The organism is Desulfobacter latus (genome assembly GCF_013389365.1).
GTDB lineage: Bacteria > Desulfobacterota > Desulfobacteria > Desulfobacterales > Desulfobacteraceae > Desulfobacter > Desulfobacter latus.
The window spans coordinates 1-22,715 of record NZ_JACADJ010000004.1; the positions used below are offsets into that span (position 1 = coordinate 1).

19 protein-coding genes and 1 tRNA gene are annotated in these 22,715 nt (G+C 49.3%); 2 read left to right on the forward strand and 18 right to left on the reverse strand.

Annotated elements, in window-relative coordinates; all coding sequences use genetic code 11:
- Window positions 1–249 precede the first annotated feature (249 nt).
- Complete coding sequence (locus tag HXW94_RS20265) at window positions 250–618, forward strand: trimeric intracellular cation channel family protein (RefSeq protein ID WP_425484206.1); 369 nt, start codon at window positions 250–252, stop codon at window positions 616–618.
- Window positions 552–857, forward strand: coding sequence for a trimeric intracellular cation channel family protein (locus tag HXW94_RS01675; protein ID WP_425484207.1), 306 nt, complete (start codon window positions 552–554; stop codon window positions 855–857). Before HXW94_RS20265 ends, HXW94_RS01675 begins: the two co-directional genes overlap by 67 nt.
- 95 nt (window positions 858–952) lie before the next feature.
- On the opposite strand, the gene HXW94_RS01680 is transcribed toward HXW94_RS01675, so the two are convergent.
- The 18 genes from HXW94_RS01680 to HXW94_RS01765 form a co-directional block, all read right to left on the reverse strand.
- Entirely contained in the window at window positions 953–4,060 is a 3,108-nt protein-coding gene (locus HXW94_RS01680) for an efflux RND transporter permease subunit (RefSeq protein WP_178365172.1), read from the reverse strand.
- Window positions 4,060–5,244: an efflux RND transporter periplasmic adaptor subunit gene (locus tag HXW94_RS01685; RefSeq protein WP_178365173.1), complete on the reverse strand. Its 1,185-nt coding sequence runs from the start codon at window positions 5,242–5,244 to the stop codon at window positions 4,060–4,062. The genes HXW94_RS01680 and HXW94_RS01685 overlap by 1 nt, the downstream gene beginning before the upstream one ends.
- A gap of 3 nt (window positions 5,245–5,247) precedes the next feature.
- A complete protein-coding gene (locus tag HXW94_RS01690; protein WP_178365174.1) occupies window positions 5,248–6,696 on the reverse strand; it encodes an efflux transporter outer membrane subunit in 1,449 nt (482 codons plus the stop codon).
- 85 nt (window positions 6,697–6,781) lie between these two features.
- On the reverse strand, window positions 6,782–7,570 hold the full coding sequence (locus HXW94_RS01695) for an MBL fold metallo-hydrolase (protein ID WP_178365175.1): 789 nt from the start codon (window positions 7,568–7,570) through the stop codon (window positions 6,782–6,784).
- Window positions 7,548–9,650 (reverse strand): polyribonucleotide nucleotidyltransferase, encoded by a 2,103-nt coding sequence (gene pnp, locus HXW94_RS01700; protein WP_178365176.1) that lies wholly within the window; start codon window positions 9,648–9,650, stop codon window positions 7,548–7,550. Before pnp ends, HXW94_RS01695 begins: the two co-directional genes overlap by 23 nt.
- Window positions 9,651–10,005: 355 nt before the next feature.
- Window positions 10,006–10,275, reverse strand: a complete 270-nt coding sequence (gene rpsO, locus HXW94_RS01705; RefSeq protein ID WP_178365177.1) for a 30S ribosomal protein S15 — start codon at window positions 10,273–10,275, stop codon at window positions 10,006–10,008.
- A 152-nt stretch (window positions 10,276–10,427) separates the two neighbouring features.
- On the reverse strand, window positions 10,428–11,381 hold the full coding sequence (gene truB, locus HXW94_RS01710; RefSeq protein WP_178365178.1) for a tRNA pseudouridine(55) synthase TruB: 954 nt from the start codon (window positions 11,379–11,381) through the stop codon (window positions 10,428–10,430).
- Entirely contained in the window at window positions 11,378–11,788 is a 411-nt protein-coding gene (rbfA, locus tag HXW94_RS01715; protein ID WP_178365179.1) for a 30S ribosome-binding factor RbfA, read from the reverse strand. Before rbfA ends, truB begins: the two co-directional genes overlap by 4 nt.
- Before the next feature lie 12 nt (window positions 11,789–11,800).
- The gene (infB, locus tag HXW94_RS01720) at window positions 11,801–14,785 is read right to left on the reverse strand and encodes a translation initiation factor IF-2 (protein ID WP_178365180.1); all 2,985 of its coding nucleotides are present in this window, start codon (window positions 14,783–14,785) and stop codon (window positions 11,801–11,803) included.
- A gap of 72 nt (window positions 14,786–14,857) precedes the next feature.
- Window positions 14,858–16,231, reverse strand: a complete 1,374-nt coding sequence (gene nusA, locus HXW94_RS01725) for a transcription termination factor NusA (RefSeq protein ID WP_178365181.1) — start codon at window positions 16,229–16,231, stop codon at window positions 14,858–14,860.
- A 17-nt stretch (window positions 16,232–16,248) separates the two neighbouring features.
- Complete coding sequence (locus HXW94_RS01730) at window positions 16,249–16,725, reverse strand: ribosome maturation factor RimP (protein WP_246293690.1); 477 nt, start codon at window positions 16,723–16,725, stop codon at window positions 16,249–16,251.
- A gap of 156 nt (window positions 16,726–16,881) precedes the next feature.
- Window positions 16,882–16,957: transfer RNA gene (locus HXW94_RS01735), tRNA-Gly, on the reverse strand.
- A 91-nt stretch (window positions 16,958–17,048) separates the two neighbouring features.
- Window positions 17,049–19,499, reverse strand: a complete 2,451-nt coding sequence (gene pheT, locus HXW94_RS01740; protein ID WP_178365182.1) for a phenylalanine--tRNA ligase subunit beta — start codon at window positions 19,497–19,499, stop codon at window positions 17,049–17,051.
- A gap of 2 nt (window positions 19,500–19,501) precedes the next feature.
- A complete protein-coding gene (pheS, locus tag HXW94_RS01745) occupies window positions 19,502–20,509 on the reverse strand; it encodes a phenylalanine--tRNA ligase subunit alpha (protein ID WP_178365183.1) in 1,008 nt (335 codons plus the stop codon).
- Window positions 20,510–20,529: 20 nt separating this feature from the next.
- Window positions 20,530–20,883 (reverse strand): 50S ribosomal protein L20, encoded by a 354-nt coding sequence (gene rplT, locus HXW94_RS01750; protein ID WP_178365184.1) that lies wholly within the window; start codon window positions 20,881–20,883, stop codon window positions 20,530–20,532.
- 84 nt (window positions 20,884–20,967) lie between these two features.
- Window positions 20,968–21,165: a 50S ribosomal protein L35 gene (gene rpmI / locus HXW94_RS01755; RefSeq protein WP_178365185.1), complete on the reverse strand. Its 198-nt coding sequence runs from the start codon at window positions 21,163–21,165 to the stop codon at window positions 20,968–20,970.
- A gap of 288 nt (window positions 21,166–21,453) precedes the next feature.
- Window positions 21,454–21,996 carry a translation initiation factor IF-3 gene (infC, locus tag HXW94_RS01760; protein ID WP_178365186.1) on the reverse strand — a complete coding sequence of 181 codons (543 nt, stop codon included), beginning with the start codon at window positions 21,994–21,996 and terminating at the stop codon, window positions 21,454–21,456.
- Between the two features lie 124 nt (window positions 21,997–22,120).
- Window positions 22,121–22,645, reverse strand: coding sequence for a nucleoside deaminase (locus HXW94_RS01765; protein ID WP_178365187.1), 525 nt, complete (start codon window positions 22,643–22,645; stop codon window positions 22,121–22,123).
- Window positions 22,646–22,715: the final 70 nt, after the last annotated feature.

The window sequence follows — 22,715 nt, forward strand, 5'->3', positions numbered from 1 at the left end:
AAATGGGATTGCAGGGTCTCTTTCCGGATACAACTAATTGTTTTTATATGCATTATTAAACAAACACTATATTTTCAGTATTTCCGGATAATCTGCCTACGCTAACCGGGAAAATGGGAATGCGCCCGTTATTAAATAGACATTATACCGATTTTTCATAACCCATTGATTTCATCTGGAAACTCATTTTTAAGAATCTAATAAGATCAGGTACTTAGCCAAAATCGGTATAATGTCTAATGTTTAAACATGACAGACGTATTAATCATATTATTTGATTATTTAGGAACATTTGCTTTTGCAGTTTCGGGAGGACTCGCTGCTGCTGAAAAAAAACTTGATTTATTTGGTGCTTTGTTTCTGGGGTTTGTCACGGCTATCGGTGGGGGGACTACGCGTGATATGATGATTGGTAACACGCCTGTTTCATGGCTTCAAAACCCTGCTTATTTTTACATTATTATCGTTTCTGTTTCGCTTACGTTTTTATTTACCAAAACAATATTACAGTTTCCCAAGGCTCTTTTTTTTTCGATACGATCGGAATCAGTGTGTTTACTATTATTGGTATTCAAAAAGGCGTACATGCCGGTATTCATCCGCCCCTTGCGGTTATGATGGGTATTTTGACAGCTGTTATGGGTGGAATTATCCGTGATGTGCTTTGTAATGAAATTCCTCTGATTTTTCATAAAGAAATATATGCGACAGCGTGTTTGGCTGGAGGTATTCTCTTTATGCTTTTTCTATTCCTGAATGTACCTGAGCCTTTTAATGCGCTAATAACCGCAGGTGTTATCTTTACAATCCGTTCACTAAGTGTCCGGAAAGGATGGGAATTACCACGCTTTAAGTGATTTATGTTCTGATGTTGCGTTTTGCAGGAAAGATTATGGAAAAAGTAAACCATTCTCCCCAGTGAAATGGGGCAGCGATCTGCTGGTTTTTCAGTTCAACCAGATTTAAAAAAGTCTTTGATATCCTCCAGTATCAGGTAAAGACAAGGCACAAGCCCCAGGGTAATTAACGTGGCAAACAAAATGCCGAATCCAAGGGAAATGGCCATGGGAATCAGAAACTTTGCCTGGCGGGACGTTTCCGTGATAATCGGCGCCAGACCGCCACATGTGGTTAAGGTTGTCAACAGAATGGGCCGGAACCGCTGTATGCCGGCGGCCCTGACCGCGTCCACCACAGGCATCCCCCCGCGCACCAGCCGGTTGGCAAAATCAATAAGCACCAAAGAGTCATTGACCACCACACCTGACATGGCCACAATGCCGAACAAACTCATAACGGAAAGGGAATACCCCATGATAATATGGCCGGCCACAGCCCCGATAATGCCAAAGGGAATGCAGAGCATGATGATCAACGGCTGAAAATAACTTTTAAACGGAACGGCCAGCAGCGCAAATACACAGAATAATGCCAGGCCCAGGCCTTTGACCAAGGCGCCGACACTCTCCTTGATATCTGCCTGTTTGCCCTTGAATTCGTATGACAGGCCCGGATACCCTTTCACGAGTGACGGCAAAATTTCCTGCTTCATATCCCGGATAATATTCTCGGACATTGACTGGGGGGTCACATTGGCTGAAACCTGAATTTCCCGCCGCCCGTTGCTCCGGCTGATTTCGGTATAGGCCCGCCCCTTGATGGTTTTAACGGCATCCCTGAGCATAATCTCCCCGTTTGGGGCATTGATTACATAATTTTCAAATGCGGTTTCGGAAATGCGTTCGTCTCCGGCCAGCCGCACCCTTACCGTGACCTCATTTCTTCCCCGCTGGTTTTTCACCGCTTCAATGCCCTGGTACGCATTTCGAATTTTGCCGGCAATGCTTTTCGGGGTCAGCCCCATGCGGTGGCCGGCCGGGGTCAGGATGATATCAAACTGCCGTTTTCCCTGGGCAGATCCGTCATCAATGTCCGAAACCATGGGGTACTCGCCCAGACGCAGGGCAAGGTCCTCACCGGCCCGGTTCAGCGTATCCGCATCCCGGTGGCTCAGGGCAATGGTCAGGGCCTTGCCGGAACCGGGCCCCCCCCGGTTGGCTTCAAAGGCGATGGTCTCCACCCCGGAAAGAGCGCCGGTTTTTTCCCGCCAGATCCGGGTCACCTCGGCGGTCGGGATCGGACGCACTTCAGGATCCGTCAGATAAATCCTCATCTGGATACGGTTCTCACTGACCTGGGAAAAAATCCCTGTGGACAAATCCTGCTTTCCATTTTCATCCACAGTCTCTTGGGCCGATGCCACCAGGTGGTTTTCCACTTGCCGCACCTTGCTTTCAGGCGTGCCATAGGGCAGGTAAATCTCGCAAAAGGCGTAATCGGATTCCACCTTGGGAAACAGGACCATGCCCATATTCCCGGACCTCACATATCCGAAGGTGATCAGCAGCAGGGCAAGCCCCAGGGCAAAGATCGTATACCGCCAGGAAAGCACGACAGACAGCACCCTGCCATACCCGGATTTGACAATGGTTTCAAATTTTTCAGAAAATCTTGCCTGCCACGTTTCAAGATGATTCAATGGAAAAAACAAGGGACGGCTGCCATGGCTTAAATGGGCCGGCAGGATAAACAGACTTTCGATTAAGGAGACACCAAATACGGCCACCACCACCAGGGGCATGGTTTTAAATATTTTCCCCATAATGCCCGGGATGAACATAATGGGCATAAACGTGACCATATTGGTGATCACCGAAAAAACCACAGGAACGGCAATGCTTTTTGCGCCCTGGATGGAGGCCTCCAGAGCGCCCATGCCCTGGCGGCGGCAATAATAAATATTTTCTCCTACCACCACGGCATCGTCCACCACAATGCCCAACGTAACGATAAAGGCAAACATGCTTACCATATTGATGGTAAAACTGGCGGGGGACAAAAAAATAAAAGACCCTAAAAATGAAATGGGAATACCCAGGCTGACCCAGAAGGCCAGACGGATTTCAAGGAACAGGGCCAGACACAAGAACACCAGACCAAGCCCCATATATGCGTTGCGCAATAAAAGATTCGCCCGTTGGTCAAAAATTTTGGACATATTTCTGACAATGCTTAATTGAACCCCCTGGGGCAGGTCCGCATTAATTATTTTAAGCATCTTTTTGGCGGCCTCAGCCACCTGCGTGGGGGTCTGTTTTCCCACCCGGTAAACAGCAATGGTCACAGCCCGTTTACCATTAAATGAGGCCCAGGTATCCGAATCCTCAAACCCTTCGCTTACCGTGGCAATATCCGATAACAACAGCTGGGACCCGTTCTCCCGGGTGAGGATGGGCAATTTTTCATATTGCCGGGCATAGTCTTTGCGGGATTTAATGCGCAGCAGGATATCACCGCCCCCGGATTTGATGGCCCCGCCGCCCAGCTCCACCGAAGCCGTGGAGACGGCATCGGCCACATCAGACAGGGTCATGCCGTAACGCCGCAGGGTATTGGTGGAAATTTCCACCAGGATCTCCCGTTCCCTGACGCCTTCCAACGACACCTGGGTGATTCCAGGATCAGACAAAAACCTGTCCCTGATAACGTCGGCAAGGTCGCGCATGGTGGTTTCCGGCGCATTCCCGTGAAGGGCCAGGCGCAACACTTCCCGCTGCCGGGAGGTGATGGTAACCACCGGGTCTTCGGCTTCATCCGGAAAGGTGTTAATCCGGTCCACCTCACTTTTAATCTCCTGCCACAACTGGGTGACATCCGCCCCGTCCAGCGCTTCTATGGTGACCGATGCACGCCCTTCCAACGCCTTGGATGTAATCTCATCAATGCCTTCAAGATCCCGCACCGCCTCTTCCAGGGCCAGGATAATGCCGGATTCCACCTCTTCGGGACTGGCCCCGGGATAGGCCACTGAAATACTCACCGTATCCAGGGCGAATTCGGGGAACACCTCCTGTTTGATATTAAAGGCCATGAAAAGACCGCCCACAAGAAAAACCGCCATGAGCAGATTGGCGGCCACCGTATTACCGGCCATCCAGGCGATGGGACCCTTTGGACCGTGTTCTGCAGAACCGGGAGACCCGGGATTGTGTTCAGACATTATCGGCGCTCCTGCGACGCAAGGGTCAAGGCCATGCCCGGCACGGGTGCGGAAAGATCAGATTGGATCACAAGGTCACCCGGGGAGAGACCGGACTGGATAAACACCCGGTCATTTTCAATCCACACGGGAGCCACCTTGCGGATCTCCAGGCGCCCGTCATTATAAATCCATAAACTCGAATTCTCCTGGACCAGGTTCCGGGGCAGGGAAAACACATTGTCAAAGGCCTGGCCTTCAATAACCGCCTCCACATGGTCATCCAGCAGCATGGCCGGACGCCCCTCGGCAGGCCCGAGCCCCAGGGGATCATCCACCCGGATAATGACGCCCGCCATGCGGCTTTGTTCGGTAACCGCCCCGGTGGTCCGCACGACCCGTCCCTGCCACGCCCGGCCCGCATAAAGGGAACGGATACGGGCCGGACTGCCTTGGGTGTCATGGACGCGAATCCGGTCCAGGCGGTCCAGGGGAACCTGAACTTCCACCTGGTAACAGGTCACATCCACCAGGGTGGCAAGGGTTCCCTGGGCTGCGGTCATGGCACCGGCATCCACCGCTTTGGAGCGCACCAGGGCATGGAAGGGCGCTAAAATCCTGGTTCGTTCCAGGTCCAGGCGTGCGGCTTCAAGATCGCTTTCAGCACTGGCCACGACAGCCCTGGCCTTTTCAAGCTGGGGTTTTCTGAGCACCAGACCGGTCTCCCGGATCTCGTTGGGGGACATTTCGGCCATGAGCTTGAGTTCTTCCCTTGCAATCTGCTGTTGGCCCTTTTCTATTTCAAAATCAGCCTGGGCCCGGGCCAGAGCATTTTGGGCCTTGTTCACGGCCAGCTCATAGTCCGCCGGATCAATTCGGACCATGGTTTGTCCTTCAGGAATCAATCCCCCCTGGACGAATTCCGGGGCTACCTGGATGACCGTACCGGCCACCTGGGATTTAATGACCACTTCCCTGTCCGGCCGGACCGTGCCCATGGCCCGGATCTGTGCGATAAACCGATCGGAATTCACTTTTATGACATCCACCACCGGCACGGTTTTCACAGCAGGTTTACGTTTGAATTTCACTGCTTTTGATTTGTAGTACCAAAATCCAGCACCCCCCAGGGCAATCAGGCATACCGGCAAAATAATTTTCAAAAGGGTTACCCCCAAAGATCTCTGTGATGCAGTCTGACGCATAAATTAATTGCCTCCGGTCTTTTTATCTTGTGCCGGGGTCTCTTTAAAAAAAGCACCCCGCCGGCCTGTTACGTTGTAAAGTGCAATCCGTTCTTTGACATAGGTTGCCTTCTCGCTGACCAGCTGACGTTCCAGATTTTCCATGGTCGCCCAGGCCGAAAGATAATTCAGGTAACTGCTCTGTCCGTTCAGGTACTGAATCCGGGCGTTTTGCATGGTCACCCTAACGGCTGCCAGCTGCTGCTCTAAAAGGTCGATATAGGCTTTCTGACGGTCAATGGCCACCAGGGCATCCTCCACCTCGCGGATGGCATTGGCAACGGTTTGGGCATAGGTATTAATTTCTTCACGGACCACGGCCCGGGTGCGTTCAATTTCGGCTTTGCGCGCCCCGCTGTCCAGCAGGGGGCCTGCCAGGGCAGCGCCCAGGCTGACCACCCAGTTCTGGAAGAGCAGATCCAAACTACCGCTGGAAAATGCAGCTGAGCCGGACAGGGTCAGCTCCGGCAACAGATCGGCCTTGGCCGCTTCCACATCCAGGGCGGCTGCTTCAAGGCGCATCCGGGCGGCCCGGATATCGGCCCTGTTTTCGAGCAGGTCGGCGGGTATGCCGGGCTGGGGTACCAGAAAGGTTTGGGGAAGATCCGTGGTGGACACCGCCGCAGGGGTCCCGGGTGTCCGGCCTAAATACAGGCCCAGGGCATTGATCAGTTGCTTTTCCTCTTTTTCAAGCAAGGGCATGGCAGAACGCACCTGGGCCAGGGCTTGCCGCTGCTGGGAGACATCCAGGGCCGTGGCCATGCCGTTGATAAAGCGCAATTCCTGCAGTGTCAGCGTCATCCGGTTGGCTTCGATCTGTCGGGCAAGCACTTGCATACGGGTCCGCACGGACACAATATCCACCCAGGTATCGGCAATATCCGTGGACAGGGTCAGTGCCCCGTTTGCCAAATCCTGGCATGCCGCCAGGTATTCCAGCTCACGTGCATTGACATCGGCACGATTTTTACCCCACAGGTCCAGGGTATATCCCGCAGCCAGGGAAGCCGAATAGCTGTGATCATGGTTCGAAGAGCGAGACTGATCGCTGGTTTTAGATTGGGCGTAATTTTGTTGGCCGCCAAGGGAATAATGAAGGGTCGGGCCAAGATTTGATGTTTCGCGCTTCACATTTGCCAGGGCCTGATCAGCCCGGGCTTTAAGCACGTTTAAATCATAATTGGCACCAAGGCCTGTTTGAATCAGCCGGCTCAGTTCATCGACCCCAAACTGATGCCACCACCCGCCATCCATATTTTCTTTGCCGTTCTGGGGCGTGTCAATACCGGACGTATGAACATAAGCGTCAGGGATATCAACGGGCATCACAGCCGCAGGATCAGGGGAAATCAGATTGCAGCCGGCAATAAAAAAAACCGACATCAATACAATGGAAATCAGAGTATAACGCATTATTTTACAATCCGCTGTTTATCACTTGATGATCCAATATCACTTAAAAATTATTGGCAGACAGAAATATACCATGGCCTTTGAGCTATAGCCAGATCATTTCACCGGGTTGGTCCGGTCCTGCAACAGACAGCGTCGTGGACAAGGGATCAAGATTTTTAGATATCTCTATGGCAGCCTTTTCAGGACAATTATTCTCCTCGCTTAAGTGGGCAAGCACCACATGGTCAAGATCCTTGTGACAAATTTGCGCCACCAGATCCCTTGCATTCTGGTTGGAAATATGACCGGTTCGCGACTGGATTCGCTGCTTCAAATGCCAGGGATAGGGACCTGTCATCAGCATGTCCGGGTCATGGTTGGCTTCAATATAAAGGGCATTGGCCCGGCTTAAATGGGTTCGCACAAGATTTGTGATTATCCCAAGGTCCGTGGCAATACCGATTTTTTTCCCCTGGTGTTTCAAGGTAAGGCCTGCAGGATCACAGGCATCATGGCTGATGGAAAAAGGATTAACTGCCAGGGATCCGATGTCAAAGGCAGACCCGCATTCAAAAAAATTAATCCGGTCGATTTTGCCTAACCCCTTGCAGGCATTAAAGGTGTCGGAGGTCACATAGACAGGAATATTAAACCTGCGGCTCAACACCCCTGCCCCTTTAACGTGATCGGTGTGTTCGTGGGTGATGATAATGGCTTTCAGGTCATCGGGCGTCCGGCCTACGGCAGCCATTCGACGCTGGATTTCTATGCCTGAAAGCCCTGCATCAACAAGTACGGCCGTATCCGGTGTGGATACGAATATGGCATTCCCCTTGCTGCCGCTGGCAAGGGGACATAGACAAAAAGAGCTATTTTCCGGCTTCTTCTGCATCTTTTTTAGCAGCTTTATAGGAAAGCTTGATTTTTCCGTCCCGGGTGATATCCAGCACCTTGACCTTGATCACTTCGCCTTCCTTGAGCACATCGGTGACTTTCTTAACCCGGTAATCTGCCAATTCCGAAATGTGGACCAAACCGTCCGTGCCGGACTTGATATTTACAAAGGCGCCAAAGTCGGTAATTTTTACCACGGCGCCTTCATAAATGGCACCGATCTCCGGATCCATGGCAATATCCTTGACCATGGCCACGGCCTTGGCGGAATCGTCTTCATTTTCAGCGGCAATCTTTACAATGCCGTCATCGTCCACCTCAATGGTGGTGTTGGTATCGGCCTGCAGTGCCCGGATCACCTTACCGCCCGGGCCGATGATATCCCGAATCTTGTCCTTATTGATCTGGACGGATACAATCTTGGGCGCCCGGGGAGATATCTCCGCCCTTGCTTGATCCAGGGTATCCAGCATTTTCTGCAGAATATGCAGGCGACCGCCATTGGCCTGATTCAAAGCGGTTTCCATAATCTGTCTGGACAATTCTTTAATTTTAATGTCCATCTGCAGTGCGGTAATACCGTCCTTAGTACCGGCAACCTTGAAGTCCATGTCTCCAAAATGGTCCTCGTCTCCAAGGATATCGGAAAGGACAACCGTGTTATTTTCGTCGGAAACCAGACCCATGGCAATGCCCGATACCGGGGCTTTAATGGGCACACCGCCATCCATCAGCGCCAGGCACCCGGAACATACGGTTCCCATGGAAGAGGACCCGTTGGATTCCATGACTTCGCCCACCAGGCGAATGGTATATTCGAATTCATCATGGGGGGGGATGACCGGGCTCAATGCCCTGTGGGCCAAATTCCCGTGACCGATATCCCTGCGGGACGGACCGCCCGGGCGTCTCACCTCACCAACGGAAAATGGCGGAAAGTTATAATGAAGCATAAATGCCCGGGTCTCCTGATTGGAGTCCAGGGTCTCCAAGCGCTGTTCATCCAGCCCGGAGCCCAGCGTGAGTACGCCCAGAACCTGTGTTTCACCCCGGGTGAACAGGGCCGAGCCATGGGGGCGGGGCAGGCAGCCCACGTCGCAGGTGATCCGGCGAATCTCATCAAAGGCGCGGCCGTCAATGCGTTTATTTTCCTTGAGAACAATATCCCGGGACACTTTTTTAACGGTTTTGCCGAAAACTTCCTTAACCTCTTTAACTTTGTCCGGATATTCAGGTTCAAACCGGGCAACCGCCTCATCCTTGAGCGCACGCAAGGCGTTCTGGCGCTCAATTTTGGTTTTAATCTGAACCGTTTCATGAATCTTGTCCCAAGCCCAGTCCTGAACCTTGGCGGCAAGTGCTTCATCCTTTTCCGCTGGAATGAATTCGCGCTTGGCCTTTCCCACGGTGCTTTTTAACTCTTCCTGCAGGGCAATGGCAGGCTGCATGGCTTCATGGCCAAAAAAAACGGCATCCAGCATATCCGTCTCAGATATGATGTCAGCACCGCCTTCCACCATAACCACGCCGGTTTTGGAACCGGCCACGGTCAGATCAATGTCACTTTTTTCCATTTGTGCAGGTGTGGGGTTGGCAATCAACTGTCCGTTGACCCGCCCCACCTTAACGCCGGCAATGGGCCCGCTAAAAGGGATATCTGAAATTTCAAGGGCAGCAGAAGCCCCGATCATGGCAAGAATGCCCGGTTCGCACAATTTATCCGTAGACATCACGGTTGCGATCACCTGGGTTTCAAAATTATAGCCATCTTCAAACAAAGGCCGGATGGGCCGGTCAATGAGACGGGCATTTAAGGTTTCATGTTCCGAAGGCCTGCCGATTTCCCGTCTGAAATAGTTCCCCGGAATTCTGCCGGCCGCATAAATTTTTTCCTGGTATTCAACGGACAAGGGCAGAAAGCTGATGTCCTCTTTGGGGTCTTTGGCAGCCACCGCCGTTACAAGCACCAGGGTTTCGCCATACTTCACCATCACAGACCCGGAGGCCTGCTTGGCAATTTTTCCTGTACTAATCGTTAATTCTTTGCCGCCGATATCGGCTGAAACAACTTTTTCCATAATTTCTCCTGATAAACTAAAAATTGGGGATAGTGATTATCCGAAAATAAAAACCTTATCCAAACGCAAGGTGGCAATAAAAGCAAACGCCTACAATCTGGACAAAAACTCGATGTCCGGATGGACACTAAAAAAATGGGCGGCATAAGGAAAAGGAAAGTTTATATATAATAAACTCGCATATTTACCATCAAACACCTCAATGAATCCCACGGTTGGTTTGATAGCAAAGATGCGAACTTATATAAAAGCCATTCCTGTCTTTTACCGCCCTGCTGAAAACAAAACCAGCTGCCAGCTTAAAGGACCCGGCGCAAAAGCTGTAGCATTTAGTACCCCGAGTCCCTAAGGCCTATTATCTTCTAAGTCCGAGCTTCTCAATCAATGACCGATATCTGTTAATATCTTTTTCCTTGAGATAGTCCAGAAGACTTCTGCGTCGACCGACCAGAATTAAAAGCCCCCGTCTTGAATGGTGGTCTTTTTTATGGCTCTTCAAATGATCGGTCAGATAGCTGATCCGATGCGTTAAAATAGCCACCTGAACTTCAGGTGAACCGGTGTCGGACTCATGGAGCTTGAATTTTTCAATCATCTCCTCTTTATTTTCTGCAAGCAGTACCACGGTAACACTCCTTTATTTGGAATAAATTAAAATCCGATGCCATAAAATATATAAGCAGTTCACGTAAATTGCCTTTTATCCAATATTCCATTCAGAACAACGGCAGATGAACTACCCAAACATCGAAGGGATCGTTTCGTATTTTTTACCAGTTAAGCGTTAAAAACGCAACAATATTTGTATGTTTGCCCGGATCTATCCGGAGTCACGATGGCCAGCAGGTTATCATCGGAATCCAGTACCCGGATATCCGAAACATTGTTTTGGGAGTCATTTTTATCACCGGCCATGGGCAAGGCATCGGGTATGGGAATTTCTGCCACAGGCAGGGGCCGGCCATATTTGACCTTTCCGGCTGTTTCACTGTCTGCAACGATGGCCGGAAGGAACGCCAGGCACTGGGACATGGAAATAAACCGGGCCTCTATATCCCGGGGGGACATCTTTTCAACGTGGTCAAGGTCCACAGCATGTTCAATGTTAAACTGACCGGCCCGGGTACGCTGTAATGCCGATAAATGGGCACCGCATCCCAATGCCTTCCCGATATCATGGGCCAGGCTGCGAATATAGGTGCCCCCTGAGCATGTCACCGGCATGTCAAAAACCGGATGGCCATTTGCATCTATGCGAAAATTTTCCATATTGATAGCCATAATTTCAATAGGCCGGGGTGGTTTCTTAATCATTTGTCCCTGGCGGGCCAGTTTATACAGAGGCCGGCCTTTATGCTTCAGGGCCGAATAAGCCGGCGGGATTTGTTCCTGGGGACCCATAAAACCTGCCACAACATCTTTGACCCGATTTAAATCCATGGCAGCAAGGCGACCGGAAGGCGCCGTGTGGGTAACCGTACCGGTGCAATCACACGTGTCGGTTTCGATGCCAAGGGTCACTTGGGCATAGTACCCTTTAACGCCTTTTAAAAAATATTTTGAAATCCGGGTGGCCTGGCCCACGACAATGGGCAGTACTCCTGTGGCAAAGGGATCCAGGGTTCCTGTATGCCCGATTTTTTTTACCTTGAGCAGCCGCTTGAGCCGGCTGACTACCCCGGCCGAAGAGATGCCTTTGGGTTTATTAACAACAAGAATGCCGTTTTTCATTCAGCAGGATCGCCGGAAGTCCCGTCAGGAGTATCGGACATATCATCCGCGTCTCGGTTTTCCCCCTTGGGGGCTTGATCAATCAGGGCATCCAGACGGGCCGCCTCATCAAAGGAGTCATCATGGATAAAACGCAGTTCCGGCATGATCCGCAGGCCCAGTTTCGGGGCAATTCGTTTCTTAATAAACCCCTTTGATTTCCGAAACCCTTCAAGGGCGTCACGGATTCTTTTTTTATCCCCGAATACCGTGACATAAACATAGGCCAGGCTCAGATCCGGGGACATTCTCACACCGGAAATCGTTGCCATCTCTATTCTGGGGTCCTGCATTTTTTTGGACAAAAGTTCTGTTATGGCCTGCTGAATCTTTATGGAGACCCGCTCGGCACGTGCATAGGGTTTCATAGACCAATCCTGCTATCCCTGGTATTTAATTTCTTCCACTTCATAACATTCAATGGCATCACCCACCTTGATATCATTATACTTTTCAAGACCGATACCACATTCATATCCCTGTTCAACTTCCTTAACATCATCCTTGAACCTGCGCAGGGAAGACAGCTCCGTATCACATTTTATAATACCGTCACGCAGCAGGCGGACCTTTTTACCGCGCACCACCTTGCCTTCTGTAATACCGCACCCGGCAATGGTTCCGATTTTGGGAACCACAAAGGTGTCGCGAACCTCGGCCCGGCCAATGATATTTTCCTGAAAGGTGGAAGGCATCATGCCGTCAAGGGCCGCTTTGATATCATTGATCACATCATAAATGATGTCATAAAACCGCATATCCACATTTTCATCTTTGGCCAGCTTACGGATCTGGGGTGTGGGCCGGACATTAAACCCGATGATAATGGCATCGGAGACCGCAGCCAGGGACACATCCGACTCATTGATGGTGCCTACGCCGGAATGAACAATTTTAACATCCACCTCTTCCTTAGCCAGATCTTTAAGGGAATCATTAAGCGCCTCAATGGAACCCTGGACATCAGCCTTAACAATAAGCTTAAGCTCTTTGATTTCCGCTGTACCAAGATTTTCAAACATTTTCTGCAGGTTGGCCCGGCTCTTCTTAGCCAGTTCCTTGGCCCGCTGTTTCTGCATACGGTGGGCCGCAATTTGTTTGGCATCCTTGTCTGACGCCACCGCTACAAATTCATCACCGGCATCAGGCACGCCGGCCAGACCCACAATCTCCACAGGGGTGGAGGGTCCTGCCGATTCAACCCTGTTTCCGGAGTCATCAATCATGGCCCGGATATGGCCGGAATGAAGACCGCATACAATGGGATCACCATCCTTTAACGTACCCTGTTTTACCAGTACCGTGGCCACAGCACCACGGCCGATATCCAGACGGGATTCCACCACATAGCCCATGGCTTTTCGATCCGCGTTGGCGCGCAGTTCCAGGACTTCTGCCTGGAGCAGCACCATTTCCAGCAGCTCATCAATACCCTCACCGCTTTTTGCGGAGACCTTCACAAAAATAACATTACCGCCCCAATCCTCGGCCAGCAGATCGTGTTCGGCCAGCTCACGCATAATACGATCCGGGTCAGCACCCGCCTTGTCCATTTTGTTCACAGCCACCACCACAGGTACGCCTGCCGCCTTGGCATGATTGATGGCCTCAACGGTCTGGGGCATGACACCATCATCGGCTGCCACCACCAGAATAACAATATCCGTAACCTGGGCGCCCCGGGAACGCATGGCGGTAAATGCCGCATGACCCGGCGTATCAAGAAAGGTGATCCGTCCACCGTTGGCGGTTTCCACATTGTATGCACCAATGTGCTGGGTAATGCCGCCGGCCTCGCCGCTTGTGATCTTGGATTTGCGGATCACGTCCAGCAATGAAGTTTTACCATGATCAACATGCCCCATGATTGTAACCACAGGGGGGCACGTTTCCAAAGCGCTTTTGTCTTCTTCTTCCGGCACGACATTAAGCAGCGCTTCCTCTTCGAAGCTTGCCTTTTCAACTTCAAAATCAAATTCCGCGGCTACAAGGGAAGCAGTATCATAATCAATGGTTTGATTCACCGTGGCCATTACGCCCATACCCATGAGTTTGGCAATCATTTCGTTGGCTTTGATGCCCATACGCTTGGCAAGCTCTGCCAGTTCAATTGCCTCATCTATTTTTACGCGCCGTTTAATTGCCTTGGGCGTTGTAATCTGGGTTTTTTGAAATGTACCTTTTTTACTTTTTGAATCTTTTTTGCCTTTTTTCTTCCGACCGCTTCGGCCCCGGTAGAGGTCATTACCCTCCACCACAGATTTTTTCTTACGGCGCTTTCTTTTGGACACGGCAGCATCAGGGGGTTGAGGCTCATCCCGATGTTTTCCCCGCTTACGGTCATTGGGCGCTGCAGACGGCATAACAAGGCTCTGGTCCGGGACATCCAAAGATGCAGTTTCCGGTTCCGGTTCCGACGGCTTGCGGACCGGGCGCCCATGATCCTTTGCAGTGCCGGAATGATGCTCTTCAGCTTTCATGCGTTTTATATTTTCCAAAATCATGGGATCCGCCACCCTGACGATCTTGGCTGGGGCTGTTTTCTTCTTTTTCTTTTTACGTTTGCCCTGACTATTGCCCTCTTCCGAGGCGTCCTCCCCAACGGGTTGCGCCGGTTTCTGTTTTTGTTCCTGAACCGCTTTCCGCTCACCGCTCACTGTCTCCTGCAGTGATTTATCCTCCCGGGAATCTGCAGATTCAGATGTATCTTCTTTGTTTTTATCTGCCAATTCAGCGGACACCTCAGGGGTCTCAGGCGTTTCCGCCTTCTCTTCTTTCTGCTGTGCTACAACCGTTTCTTGTTCAACGGGGGCCTTTTGAATCGTTTTTTCAACATCGGCAGATACCTCTTCGGGCTCAGGTTTCGGCGGTTTTTCAACCTTGGCGGGCTTGATAATTTTGGCGGGTTCGCTGCTTTTGGATACAACTTTTCTGGCCGGCCGCTTTACATCTTTCTCTTTTTTAGATTTCGGCGCATCTTTACGGTCTCGGGTACCCGGTTCTTCCGGCTGTGCGTCTGCAACGGCAACACGTTCAGGTTCCCGTGCATCTTCCTGATCAGCAGGGTCTTGTACAGTCGGTTCTTCGGATACAATTGAATCGTCCATATCTTCATCCCTTTCCAATTCATCAGTCTGGGATGCCGTCTTCGCCCTGCGCCTGCGGATCACCGAAGGGCGATCTTTGTCTTCATGGGCGTGTTTCTTTTTACCCGATAAATTCTGTCTGACAGCCGCGACGTCACTGTTACCCAGAGCACTCATATGGCTTTTAGCATCTATTTTCAGCTCTTTAAGCTTTTCAAGAAGCTGCTTGTTTGTCATGTTCAGATCTTTAGCTAACTCGTATACCCTGACCTTGGCCATTCGTTGCCCCCAGTAATCCTCTATAGTTGATTCTTTTGAAATTCGTTCTCCGCGTTACCGATGCAACAATCCTTATTCATCTGATTTCTCAACCCATTCATCTTCGACATCAGCAAACGTCTCTCCTTCACCGGCATTGTTATCCATATAAGTGTCGGTATCCTTGAAAGGGTCAGGTTGCAGCAGTTCCTCCCGGGCTTTTCCCCGCTCATCTTCCATTAAACGTCCGGCTTCTTCTATCATTGCCTGGGCGTCTTCCACGGAAATATCTAAAAAGGCCGCAATATCTTCAGGTATGGCATCCATGATATCCAGAAACGAAGCATAACCCGCCTTAAACAGCAACTCTGCGGCCGGCAGGCCCACTGTGGACAGTTTCATCAAACTGTCGTATCCCTCCTTAACCTCCTGGCTGTAAGCCTCTTCGCTGGTGACTTCAAGATGCCAGCCGGTGATCTCACAGGCAAGGGATACATTCTGTCCCCCTTTACCGATCGCAATGGAGAGATATTCATCATTGACAATCACCTCCATGGACTGATTGTCTTCATCGATAATAACCCTTGCAATTTCAGCCGGGGACAAAGCATTGCAGACAAACCGTGCAACATCCGGACTCCACTGTACAATGTCAATTTTTTCGCCCCGCAGCTCCTGAACAATACTCTGAACCCGGTTACCTTTAATACCCACACAGGCCCCTACGGGGTCTACATCGGAATCAATGGAGGAGACGGCAATTTTTGCCCTTACGCCGGGCACGCGTGCGGCACCTCGAATGGAAACAATGCCCTCAGACACCTCCGGCACTTCAGTTTTAAACAATTCAACCAAAAACTCCGGATGGGTCCGAGATAAAATCACCTGGGCACCTTTGGATTCCTCCAATACATCAAGGACATAAGCACGGATCCGGTCCCCCCGTTTATAGTTTTCCTTGGGCATTTGCTCTCTTGGGCGCAATACAGCTTCGGCCTGACCCAGGTTGACAATGATGGCACCCCTGTCAAATCGCTGGACAATGCCGTTGATTATTTTGCCTTTTTTATGGATAAATTTCTCATATACGGCATTGCGTTCTGCTTCCCGCATTTTCTGTATGATCACCTGCTTGGCAGATTGGGCCGCAATACGACCAAACTCCTCGGTATCGATTCGAATGCCTAAAGAGTCACCAATTTCACATTCAGGGTCAAATTCAAGCCCTTCCTCCAGGGTCAGTTCACTGTCAGAATACTCAACCTCCTCAACAACCTCTTTAAAATGGAAAACTTCAACATCTCCGCTTTTTTCATCATAATGGACTTCGATATCCGCCCTTGGGCCAATCTTTTTTCTGGCGGCAGAAACAATGGCCTCTTTCAAGGTATTAATAAGTATTTCAGCATCAATACCCTTTTCTCGGCTTACTTGATCGATCACCCTTTTTATGTCTGCAATAAACATGTTAAATGCTCTCCATTTTACTGACCCGCAAGAATTGCTCTCATGATATTGGTTCCGGAAATATCAAAGGACTTGCCGTCAACTGCAATCGTTACAGAATCATCATTTGTCTTCTCAAGAATCCCGGTGAATTTTCTTCTTCCCTCCATGACATCATGGGTTTCAATTTTAATTCGTTCACCCTGAAACCTGATAAAATCCGCCTTTGTCTTCAAAGGGCGATTGAGGCCGGGGGATGATACTTCCAGTCGATAAGGGCCGATATCCTCTATATGGATATCAATCAGATCCCCAAGTTCCCGACTGACGGCCACGCAATCATTCAGGCCAACCCCTTTGGGTTTATCAATATAAATTCTGACAAATTTCTGCCGATTATGAACAACACATTCAATATGTACCAATTCCAACCCCAAAGAATCAACCAGGGGATCGGCTACGGCCTGAATCTGTTGTTCAACGACACCGGGTTTTTTGATGTTTATAAATGCCATTCCTGCAGCAATTGTCCTTTTTCCACAAATACAAAAACGGGCAGATGCCCGTTCCCGATACTAAAATACTCAAAACCGTCACCAAAATATCAGGTTCAGATCATATCTTTCCCCTAAACAAGTGGAACAAACCTGCCAGCCCATACCAATTTGACTTGGAGCGGGCAACGAGGCTCGAACTCGCGACATCAAGCTTGGGAAGCTTGCACTCTACCAACTGAGTTATGCCCGCATCTTAGCATCTAAATATAACAGGGTGCATTAAATTTGTCAACACCATTAATAATTAACCCGAAATTATCAATTGAGCTGCGGCCTTAAAATTATCCAGGCAGCCCCGCATTAAAATCATCAATAAGTTTCCGGGATAGCTGATCATGGATCTTTTTAATGTTTTTTTCCGTCAATGTTTTTGATGCAGAGCGGTAGACGATCCTGAATGACAAGGACTTTTTATTGTCATCAATATTCCGGCCTTCAAATACATCAAAAAGAAAATAATCTTCAATCAAGCCCTGCTTTTGGGCAAAAGTTGAAATAGTACCCATCATGGCACCAGCCTCAACACGCTTTGACACAATAAAGGTCATATCCCTGGAAATTGAAGGAAATTTGGGCAGCCCAACCGCCTGGATGGATTTGGGAACCGCTTTTTCAAAACGATCCATCTCCAGCTCAAAAAGATATACATCCTGTTTTAACCCAAAAGCCGCCCCCACTGCTGATGCGATTTTACCAAGCGTACCAAGAGTCAGACCGTCTTTGACCACCTTGGCACCATATCCCGGCTCAAAATAGGGACAGACCCCGGCATCGGGTCTTTCATAAAGAACACCTGAAATATGAAATGATTCCAGCAATCCCTGCACAACACCTTTAAGATCAAAGAAATCAACAGCTTCTTTTTTGGAATACCAGGTCTGGTCGCAACGGCTTCCGGTAATCAACCCGCCAAGCATCTCTACTTCATCGGGCTGCGCCCCCGGCGCCTTGTCATAGAAAACTTTGCCGATTTCAAACAATTGAAGCGTATCCACTTGTTGGGCCGTGTTTCTGGCCATGGATTCCAGCAACCCAGGTACCAATGATGTTCTGAGGACTGCCATCTGGTCGGAAATGGGATTTAAAATCTCAACCATCCGGGTTCTTTTGTCCGTATCTTTAATACCCATACGTGTACAGGCATCTTTACGGATAAAATTATAATTGATGGCTTCGCAAAATCCAAATCCGGTCATGGCCTGGCGGATTTTGCTGCGCAGCACCAGACGACCGGCAAGAGACCGGCCCTGTGCCTTGACCAAAGGATAGCTGGTTTCAATTTTATTATACCCCCACAACCGGGCCACTTCCTCGGAAAGGTCCTCGGGGCGCGTCACATCAACCCTGAAAGCGGGAACACGAACCTGCAGATCACCATCATCCTTTTTATTTACACCAAATTCCACGGACGCTAAAATCCGTGCCATCTCATCTGCGGAAAACGAAGTCCCCAGCCGCACATTCAAGGCTTTGGGGCTTAAGTCAATGGCAACAGACTGGGCCTTGACAGGATTTTCGTCAATAATTCCCGAGGCAATTGTCGCTGAACATAACGGAGCCATTAATGAGACAGCCCTTTTCAAGGCAAATACGGTGCCTTCCGGATCCACACCGCGTTCAAACCGATGGGAGGCATCCGAGGCAATCCCCGTCCTTTTGGCGGTACGCCGGATGGACACGGGATTAAAATAGGCACTCTCCACCAGCACCCGGGTCGTTGCATCCGTAATTTCAGAATTCTCACCGCCCATGACACCGGCAATGCCGACAGGTTTTTCCCCGTCACAGATCATAAGCATTTCAGGGTCAAGCTTGTGGGTTTTCGAATCAAGTGTTGTAAATTCAAGCGATGTATCGCCCGGTTTTCCGGCTGTTCTTACAATAATTTTGCTTTTGGCGATATTATCATAATCAAAGGCATGTAAGGGCTGCCCGGTTTCCATCATCACATAATTGGTGATATCCACTACGTTATTGACAGAAGCAAGCCCGACAGCTTCAAGGCGTTGCTTTAACCAAAGTGGAGAAGGACCGACCGTAACATCAAAAAGCATGCCTGCAGTATATCTTGGGCATAATTGAGGGGCTTCAATTTCTACAGCAACAAAATCGTGGATATCCCGGGGATCCATCCGGTCCTCCGGGAACGTCACATCCGGCAGGGTAACCTTGTTTCGGGGCTCTGTAAACGCCCCGATTTCCCTGGCTACCCCGATAAGACTCAAACAGTCCGGCCGGTTAGGGGTCAGATCAATCTCAAAAACAGCATCAGCCAGTTTCAAGGCCGATTCAAGGGGCGTCCCGGCAACAAACTCGCCGTCAAGATCCATAATACCGGATGCGTCATCGGCAAGCATCAGTTCCGCAGCCGAACACAGCATACCGTGAGACGGCTCACCCCGCAGCTTGCTTTTCTTGATTTTGAAATCACCGGGCAGCACGGCCCCCGGCAGGGCACAAGCAACATACATACCTTCCCTGACATTGGGTGCGCCACAGACAATGGGATAAAGCGCTTCTTTTCCAATATCCACGGTACAGCAGGTAAGTTTGTCAGCATCGGGATGCTGCCTTGTCTCTACAACCCGGCCCACAACCACATTGTCCAGGTAATCATAAAGATTTTCCACCCCATCCACTTCAAGACCGGCCATGGTCAATCTGTCGGATATTTCCTGGGGATCAAGATCAATGGGAATATATTCACGCAACCAGCTTAAACTGACTTTCATAATTAAAACTGCCCTAGAAAACGCATATCGTTTTCGAAATATTTTCTGATATCATCAATTCCGTATTTGAGCATGGCAACCCGTTCCATACCAAGGCCAAAGGCAAATCCTGTATATTTTTGGGTATCATAACCGACATTTTCAAACACAGCCGGGTGGACCATACCGGCCCCTAGAATTTCAATCCATCCGGTATTCGAACACACCCGACACCCTTCGCCCTTGCACATGACACAGCGAATATCCACTTCGGCACTGGGTTCGGTAAAAGGAAAGAAACTAGGCCTGAACCGTAACGATGTATCCTTATCAAAAAACTGATGAACAAAAGTAGTCAGAATCCCTTTAAGATCCCCAAAAGAGACGTTTTTATCCACCATCAGACCTTCCACCTGATGAAACATCGGGGTATGGGTTAAATCCGAGTCACAGCGAAATACCTTGCCCGGGGATATAATGCGCACAGGCGGCTCGTGTTTTTCCATCACCCGGGGCTGAGAACCTGACGTATGGGTTCTCAAAACGATATTTTCAGACACATAAAAAGTATCCTGCATATCCCTTGCCGGATGATATGGGGGAATATTCAGGGCCTCGAAGTTATAATAATCGGTCTCAACTTCCGGACCTTCGGCAATATCAAATCCCAGGCGCAAAAAAATGCCGCAAATCTCGTCTATCACCTGGGTGACGGGGTGCAAGGCACCTTTTTTCAACATACGCCCGGGCAGGGTAATATCAATACCTTCAGCATCACCTGCAGCATCAGCTTCCAAGCCGGATCGGGCCTGTTTTATCGCTTTTTCAAGCTTTATCTTCAGCAGGTTGCCGTTTTTTCCTGCAGCAGGGCGTTCATCCACCGGGAGGGATGGGATATTGCGCAAAAAAGCCGTGAGCAAGCCTTTACGGCCCAAAAAATAAACAGAAATCGACTCAAGGACCTCCTTTGAATCTGCTGCGCTGATTTGGTCCAGGGCCTGTTTTTCAATGTCTTGGAGATTGTTTTGCAAGGTTCCCCCGAAAATAGGCTTTAATTCAATTTGGCAGACGCCTGGGAAGCCAGCTGGGAAAACCCGGCAGGATCAGATACGGCCATATCAGCCAGGACTTTTCTGTCCAATTCACTGCCGGCAAGCTTGAGTCCATTCATGAACCGGGAATAAGACAGTTCATTCATCCGTGCGCCGGCATTGATACGTACGATCCACAATTTTCTAAAATCCCGTTTTCTTGTCCGACGGTCCCTATAGGCATACATTAATGATTTGTCTACCGCATCTGCGGCAGTTCTGTAAAGCTTACTTCTGCCGCCCCTGAAACCTTTAGCCAGCTTAAGCACCTTATTGCGGCGCCTTCTTGCTTTAAATCCTCTTTTAACTCTCATCTCTTCTACACTCCTTATGTACCATCAGCCAACCGCGACATTGGCCGGCTTCCATGTCAATATAAAAAACGCTACCTGGTCCGGTTAACCATGAGGCAGCATCCGGCGGACCGCTTTCATATCAGAGCCTGCAACAATCTGGGGCTGACGAAGACTTCTTTTCCGCTTGGTGGTCTTTTTGGTTAAAATATGGCTGGCATGGGATTTGCGGAACTTGTATTTACCTGATCCGGTTTTTTCAAACCGCTTGGCAGCCGCACGGCATGTCTTAATTTTTGGCATTACTGAATCTCCTAAAGGTTCACACTAGATTATAAAAAGCTAAAGATGGTATATATTTATAATACACCACCCATACATAAAATCCCTATCGCACCGGAAGAATATGCTAAACAACAAATTACCAGTGTAAGGAAATCGACAAAAATAAATCTTTTTTTTGCTTGTTTTTATCCGTAGTTGCCGCTGGAATTTAAGGAGACATGTCTCAATATTTTCCCTAAATCCCACCTTGAATACAAATAAAAATTCGGCACAAAGATCGTATTGCCTGATTCTTGCCCGGGGTCCTTATTTAGGACCAAGCAACATGGTAATGACCCGCCCTTCAAATTTAGGAAACTGTTCCACCTGGGAAAAGTCTTTGGTCATTTCCACTATTTTTTCCAGAATGACGCTGGCCTGCTCCTTGAGCAGAAACTCACGCCCCCTGAAAACCAGGGTTATTTTTACTTTATCACCGTTGGCAATAAATTTTTCTATGTGCCGGACCTTGGTTTCAAGATCATGATCGCCTGTTTTAGGACGGACCTTGATCTCCTTGATCTGAACACTCTTCTGTTTCCTTTTAGCTTCCTGTTTTTTCTTAGTCAGCTCGTACTTATACTTTCCATGATCCATTATTTTGCAGACAGGCGGCCTGGCATCCGGAGACACTTCAACCAAATCCAAATCATCGTTCTGGGCAATACGCAACGCCTCAGCAATAGGCAGCACCCCTATCTGTTCACCATCAGAGCCGATAACCCGCACCTCAGTAGCTCTGATCCCCTTATTCACTCTTGTCTGATCCTGCTTAACTCGCTTAGATATTTTTACCTCCCGCCGAAGCACAAAATTATAATCATGTCAATACAACAAGCATAACCTTAGAAGTATAGCCAGAATAATCATACAAATCAATAATTATTTATTTTATTCTTAACACTCGATGATCGAGAACAACATTATGGGACGTTTATAGCCCCGACTGACGCCATTGATCAAGTGTATATGACGCCAGAAGGCTGTCTTTCCAGTATAAGTTAGTCTCTTTATTAAAAAAATTATGAAAAAGATCAAGGCTTTTTTTACGCAGCACATGGGGAACGATCGTAATCTGCGCATCTCTATATAACGGCGTCAGATGCTGTCTGTCCAGGCCGGTCCCTCCTCCCATTACATCTTCATAGGCAAATACCAGGGTCCGGATACCGGCCAGAATAGTTGCGGCAAAGCACATCAGGCAGGGCTCCATGGTACAGAACAGCACAGCCCGTTCCGGGATAAACCGGACATCCGAAGATTCAAGGGCCTTAAGCGCACGTATTTCGGCGTGATCAATTTCACTGAAAAAAGATAGATCCCCCGATGTGCCGGTCCTGGCACCCGAGGCAATCACCTGATCATCTTGAACAATCACACACCCAACAGGAAATTGCCCCTGATTAAAGGCTTTACGGGCTTGTTCAAGGGCCTGTTCCATAAAAAAAGAATAATCCAAAACACTCCTTTTCTTGATTTTTTTATTAAAAGCTGTATTTAATTTTATTTTTATTTTATTTCAATACTAT

Bases quoted from the DNA above. Each gene is read 5' to 3' on its own strand.
- rbfA (WP_178365179.1), bottom strand. From the start codon at position 11,788: ATGAAACCCTATGCACGTGCCGAGCGGGTCTCCATAAAGATTCAGCAG.
- HXW94_RS01730 (WP_246293690.1), bottom strand. From the start codon at position 16,725: ATGGCATTTATAAACATCAAAAAACCCGGTGTCGTTGAACAACAGATT.
- HXW94_RS01680 (WP_178365172.1), bottom strand. From the start codon at position 4,060: ATGTCTGAACACAATCCCGGGTCTCCCGGTTCTGCAGAACACGGTCCA.
- HXW94_RS20265 (WP_425484206.1), top strand. From the start codon at position 250: ATGACAGACGTATTAATCATATTATTTGATTATTTAGGAACATTTGCT.
- HXW94_RS01685 (WP_178365173.1), bottom strand. From the start codon at position 5,244: ATGCGTCAGACTGCATCACAGAGATCTTTGGGGGTAACCCTTTTGAAA.
- infB (WP_178365180.1), bottom strand. From the start codon at position 14,785: ATGGCCAAGGTCAGGGTATACGAGTTAGCTAAAGATCTGAACATGACA.
- rplT (WP_178365184.1), bottom strand. From the start codon at position 20,883: ATGAGAGTTAAAAGAGGATTTAAAGCAAGAAGGCGCCGCAATAAGGTG.
- HXW94_RS01690 (WP_178365174.1), bottom strand. From the start codon at position 6,696: ATGCGTTATACTCTGATTTCCATTGTATTGATGTCGGTTTTTTTTATT.
- HXW94_RS01695 (WP_178365175.1), bottom strand. From the start codon at position 7,570: ATGCAGAAGAAGCCGGAAAATAGCTCTTTTTGTCTATGTCCCCTTGCC.
- rpmI (WP_178365185.1), bottom strand. From the start codon at position 21,165: ATGCCAAAAATTAAGACATGCCGTGCGGCTGCCAAGCGGTTTGAAAAA.
- nusA (WP_178365181.1), bottom strand. From the start codon at position 16,231: ATGTTTATTGCAGACATAAAAAGGGTGATCGATCAAGTAAGCCGAGAA.
- pnp (WP_178365176.1), bottom strand. From the start codon at position 9,650: ATGGAAAAAGTTGTTTCAGCCGATATCGGCGGCAAAGAATTAACGATT.
- pheT (WP_178365182.1), bottom strand. From the start codon at position 19,499: ATGAAAGTCAGTTTAAGCTGGTTGCGTGAATATATTCCCATTGATCTT.
- truB (WP_178365178.1), bottom strand. From the start codon at position 11,381: ATGAAAAACGGCATTCTTGTTGTTAATAAACCCAAAGGCATCTCTTCG.